General features: G+C 53.7%; 1 protein-coding gene. It reads right to left on the minus strand.

What is annotated here, in order from left to right; genetic code table 11:
- On the minus strand, positions 1–311 hold a 311-nt coding region (locus NCT04_RS34325; RefSeq protein ID WP_250470293.1), incomplete at both ends, for an IS3 family transposase.

The following is a 311-nucleotide window of genomic DNA, read 5'->3' on the forward strand; positions in this document are numbered from 1 at the left end:
GCCGGCAGGGATTTGAAATTCGGTGATGTCCGTGAGCCATTTCTGATTCGGGGCGGCTGCACGGAAATCACGATTGATGAGATTCTCCGGAGCGGGAGAGATTTCTCCACGATAGGAGCCATAGCGACGTCGTCTGGTTGTGTCAGCGGCCAAGCCTTCCTGTCGCATCAAACGTCGCACGACTTTTTCTGAGATAAATACTTGCTGCCTGCTCAACGCCGCCCGAACTCGACGATAGCCATAACAACGGTAATTACATTCGAAGATGTCTGCAATCACGCGACGCGCGTCAGCATGCCTGTCAGCGACAA

The organism is Caballeronia sp. GAFFF2 (assembly GCF_023631485.1).
In the GTDB taxonomy this organism is placed as follows: domain Bacteria; phylum Pseudomonadota; class Gammaproteobacteria; order Burkholderiales; family Burkholderiaceae; genus Caballeronia.